Origin of the sequence: uncultured Gimesia sp., from assembly GCF_937919775.1 — a bacterium.
Taxonomy (GTDB): domain Bacteria; phylum Planctomycetota; class Planctomycetia; order Planctomycetales; family Planctomycetaceae; genus Gimesia.
This window is the reverse complement of record NZ_CALFPF010000466.1, coordinates 1-4,484: the sequence shown is the minus strand read 5'-3', so window position 1 is coordinate 4,484 and position 4,484 is coordinate 1. Positions and strand designations below refer to the sequence as shown.

At 50.7% G+C, this 4,484-nt stretch carries 3 protein-coding genes and 1 pseudogene; 3 read left to right on the top strand and 1 reads right to left on the bottom strand.

Annotated features, from left to right (window positions below; genetic code table 11):
• The first annotated feature begins 32 nt into the window (after nt 1–32).
• The 3 genes from Q0294_RS13255 to Q0294_RS13245 all read left to right on the top strand — a co-directional run bounded on the left by Q0294_RS13255 (nt 33) and on the right by Q0294_RS13245 (nt 4,279).
• Nucleotides 33–1,415 (top strand): DUF1501 domain-containing protein, encoded by a 1,383-nt coding sequence (locus Q0294_RS13255; RefSeq protein WP_299466077.1) that lies wholly within the window; start codon nt 33–35, stop codon nt 1,413–1,415.
• 106 nt (nt 1,416–1,521) lie between these two features.
• Entirely contained in the window at nt 1,522–2,643 is a 1,122-nt protein-coding gene (locus Q0294_RS13250) for an Ldh family oxidoreductase (protein WP_299466074.1), read from the top strand.
• 10 nt (nt 2,644–2,653) lie between these two features.
• Nucleotides 2,654–4,279, top strand: coding sequence for a sodium:solute symporter (locus Q0294_RS13245; RefSeq protein ID WP_299466071.1), 1,626 nt, complete (start codon nt 2,654–2,656; stop codon nt 4,277–4,279).
• 11 nt (nt 4,280–4,290) lie between these two features.
• Here the strand turns inward: Q0294_RS13245 and Q0294_RS13240 are convergent.
• Nucleotides 4,291–4,484: pseudogene (locus tag Q0294_RS13240) on the bottom strand (hypothetical protein); the annotation flags it as partial.

Below are 4,484 nucleotides of genomic sequence, written 5' to 3'. Positions count from 1 at the left end.
TGAATTTAGGGAATACAAATCACGGACATACAATGATCTCGCGAAGGGAGATGTTGCGACGAAGTTCAGCCGGATTCGGTGGTTTGGCGCTGGCAGCGTTGCTCGGAAACGACAGTCCGGCTGCGCAGCAAAAACTGGTTCAGGAAGCGCATTTCGCACCGAAGGCTAAAAGGGTCATATTTCTGTTTATGCATGGTGGCCCCTCGCATATGGACACGTTTGATTACAAGCCTCAATTACAGAAAGACAGTGGCAAGCCACTTCCCTTTGATAAACCGCGTATTTTTTCCGCACAGACAGGTAACCTGCTGGGCTCGCCTTGGAAGTTCAAGCAGCACGGTGAGAGTGGCGCCTGGGTGAGTGAATTGTTTCCGCATGTCGCCAGTTGTGTTGACGACCTGTGTATCATCAATTCGATGTATGGCTCCAACTCCCGTCATGGGGGAGCGCTGCTGGAATTACATACGGGCAGTGATACCTTTGTGCGACCCAGCATGGGCTCATGGATTACTTACGGCCTGGGTTCCGAGAATCGGGATTTGCCAGGTTTTATCACAGTCTGCCCGACATTGACGCATGGAGGCGTGAATGCTTACAGCTCTTCGTTTTTACCAGCGGACTATCAGGGAACGCCCATCGGGAATGCCAGTATTCCCGCTGATCGTGCGTTGATTCCCTTTATCAGCAACAAAAGCGGCATCCCGTTATCGGTTCAACGCAAGGAACTGAATTTTCTGCAGGAGCTGAATCGCGAGCACCTGGCAGGCTCTGGTCCCGATGCGGCACTCGAAGGACGCATCAATTCCTTTGAACTTGCCTACCGGATGCAGACGGCTGCACCCGAGCTGCAGGACATCAGTGATGAATCCGAGACGACTCAAAAAATGTATGGTCTGGATAACGATGTGACAAAAAACTTTGGACGTCAATGTCTGATGGCGCGTCGCTTTGCAGAGCGGGGCGTTCGTTTCGTTCAGATCACGCACAGCTATAAATGGGATCAACATTCGGGATTGAAAACGGCACTGCCTCGGAACTCGATGGAAGTGGATCAGCCGATTGCTGCCTTGCTCAAAGATTTGAAATCGCGTGGTCTGTTGAATGACACACTGGTGCTCTGGGGAGGAGAATTCGGCAGAACTCCCGTCAGCCAGGGAGATGATGGACGTGATCATAATCCCCAGGGATATACCATGTGGATGGCGGGAGGCGGCGTGAAAGGTGGTTTGCAGTATGGTGCCACCGATGACTACGGGTACTATGCTGTCAAAAATAAAGTTCATATTCATGACCTGCATGCGACCATTTTACATTTACTGGGCCTGGATCATAAAAAGTTGACGTATCAGTTTGCCGGCCGGGATTTTCGATTAACCGATGTGCATGGCGAGGTGATTTCTGATATTTTTGCCTGACTTTGTTTTTCCCAATACCCCTGCTGGTTGAACAAGGGGCGATTTATGGAACGGCTTTCGTGTATTCCCTGTCAGAGAGTCGATAACTTTAGAAGAGGTGAGACCTTTGGCACAGATACAAGTCAAGAGTACGATACTGGATTCAGATTACCTGAAGGAGTTTTGTTTTCAACTGCTGACTCACGCCGATTTGAGTCAAGCAGATGCAGAACTTGTTTCTGATACACTGGTCGAGTCGAACCTGCGCGGGATAGATTCGCATGGTGTGGCACGACTGCCACATTATCTGGAACGAATCCGTCAACGGAGCATCAGCGCCCGTCCTGAAATGCAATGGGAACAACTGGGACCGGCAGTGGGGCGCGTCGATGGTGACCACGGTTTAGGTCAGCTTGCGATGGTGAAAGCCGCGGATCACGCTGTGGAACTCGCCCGTGATTCCGGGGCAGGCTGGGTTTCGATCTGTAATTCCTCGCATTGTGGCGCACTGGCATACTATGGTTTAAGAATTGCTCGGGAAGGCATGATTGGTTTTGCCTTTACGCACGTTGACCCTATGGTGACGCCGCACGGGGCTGCTGAACCATTTTGCGGGACGAATCCAATCTGTATCACGGCTCCAGGGAAAAATGGCAAATCACTGTGTCTGGATATGGCGACGAGCATTACTCCCTGGAATACAATTGCGAACGCCGCAATTGAAGGAGTTTCGATTCCCGATGACTGGGCTTTAGATGCTAACGGGCAGGGGACAACGGATCCGAATGAAGTCGTCGCCTTGTTTCCTTTCGGCGGATTTAAAGGCTCTGGTCTGGGTTTGTTGATTGATGTCTTATGTGCGCTGTTAGGAGGGGCACCCATTGGTCCCGATATTCCTAAGATGTACGGCGACCTTTCACAAAAACGATTACTGGGGGGATTGGTAGGGGCGATTGACATCAGCCGTTTCACTGCTGTAGACTCGTTCCAGGAACGAATCGCAGAGATCATCATGCGTTGGGGGGCTTTGCAACCAATTCGAGAAGGAGGCCAGGTCTATTATCCCGGCGAGCCTGAAGATTTGACGCGTGCGGAGCGATTGAAATCCGGAATCCCTGTCGGGTGGCAGTTGATCAAACAATTTAATCAGCTTGCTTCAAAATGTGGCCTGTCTCCGCTTGAAGTTTCTGAGGTGGAATGCGACGTTGATGTAACAGTGGAAACTTCTCCAACAGAATCTTTGATTTGATTGAACATCTATGACTGGGCCATTCCTGCTGGCTGCTAACCAACTCAATATCTCTACTCTCGATTTGGCAATCATCCTGGCGTATCTGATTTTGATCACCGGGATGGGGCTGTACGTCGGTCGCAAACAGAAGCAGACCGTCGACAGTTATTTTCTGGCGGGTCGCTCCCTCGGATGGCCTACGATTGGATTGTCTTTATTTGCGACGAATATCTCCACAGTTCATCTTATTGGTCTGGCTGCGGATGGTTACCGGGTGGGGTTAGTCGTAGGGAATTTTGAATGCCTGGCTGCATTCACGTTAATCTTACTGGGGCTGGTTTTTGCACCGATTTACCATCGTAGCGGCGTGGTGACGCTTCCTGATTTTCTGGAGCAACGCTACAGCGCCGGGTCGCGAATTGTGCTGGCGATTATGGGGGTTGTTGCTGCACTCTTTATTCATATCGGGATGACGCTCTATGCGGGTTCTACGATCATGCATGAGTTTTTTGGAATTGATGTTTTCACCTCGGTGTTAGTCATTTCGGCGATTACGACTCTGTATACGGTAGCGGGCGGCTTGAAGGCGGTCGTGATTACGGAATCGATCCAGACCGTGCTGTTGATTATCGGTTCCGTCGCCATCACCTGGTTCGCCGTCGGCGCGCTAAACGAGCAGGGAATCGATTCTGTAGCGAAGCTCCGCGCTGCATTGCCTGAAAAGCATATGAGTATGATTCATGAGAGCGGCGGGTTCTCCTGGTATGCTTTCGTCTTGGGTTATCCGGTTCTGGGAATCTGGTACTGGTGTGCCGATCAGACAATCGTGCAACGCGTGCTGGGAGCCAAAACACAGCAGGATGCTCAGGTGGGACCACTGTTTGCGGGATTCATTAAAATTCTGCCGCTGATGATCATGGTTTTTCCAGGAGTCCTCGCTTATGTCTTGTTTCAGGATCAAATTGGAGAGAGTCCGAATAAAGCGCTGCCGGTCTTGATTGATCAACTGATTCCCACGGGACTGAAAGGTTTGATCGCCGCCGGCTTGCTGGCTGCACTGATGAGTACAATTGCGGGCGCATTAAACAGTACGGCGACGTTGATCAGTATTGACGTTGTGAAAAAACTCAAACCGGAAACAAGCGATGCGCGGCTGGTTGTGGTGGGACGCATCACTGCGGTGATCGTCATGATTCTGGCGATTGGCTGGTCGACTATGGGAAGTAAGTTCGAAAGCATCTTTTCGGGGCTGAACAGCATGATCGCCTGTCTGGCGCCGCCGATTACCGTGGTCTTTATCTGGGGAGTTCTCTGGCCCCGGGGAACCGCGAAAGCGTCGCTGGTGACATTGATTGTGGGTTCCGTATTGGGTGCGCTTACTTTTGCATTGGACTTCGGGTTTGATCTGATCACGAAGGATTTAGGGATTCCCTTCATGCTGCAGGCATGGTGGTTGTTCGTGATTTGTTCGGTTGTGTTTGTCATCGTCAGCCTGTTGACGCCCCCTCCCACAGGGGATCAGATGGAGATGATGTACTGGAAAAATCCGTTGAAAGAAATTGTGTTCAGAAAACTTACCGGCGTGACCGACCCGCGTCTGATTGCTTTACTGCTGGCGGGAATCATGTCGAGTATTTATATCACGTTTGCTTAAAGTACAGATTACTATTCCTGTTTCTGTGTTGCCTGCAGCATTTCATCGATCAGCGGTACGATCTGTTTCTCGTATGTAAAACCTTCCTGACCGTATTCCAGTGTTTCATTGTCGAACCGTTTTTTCAATTTGCCGTCAACGCCGTAGACATAAGCTGCCGGGATCGCTGCCAGTTTAATACTCTCATAAAGTTTCTCGTCAGGCG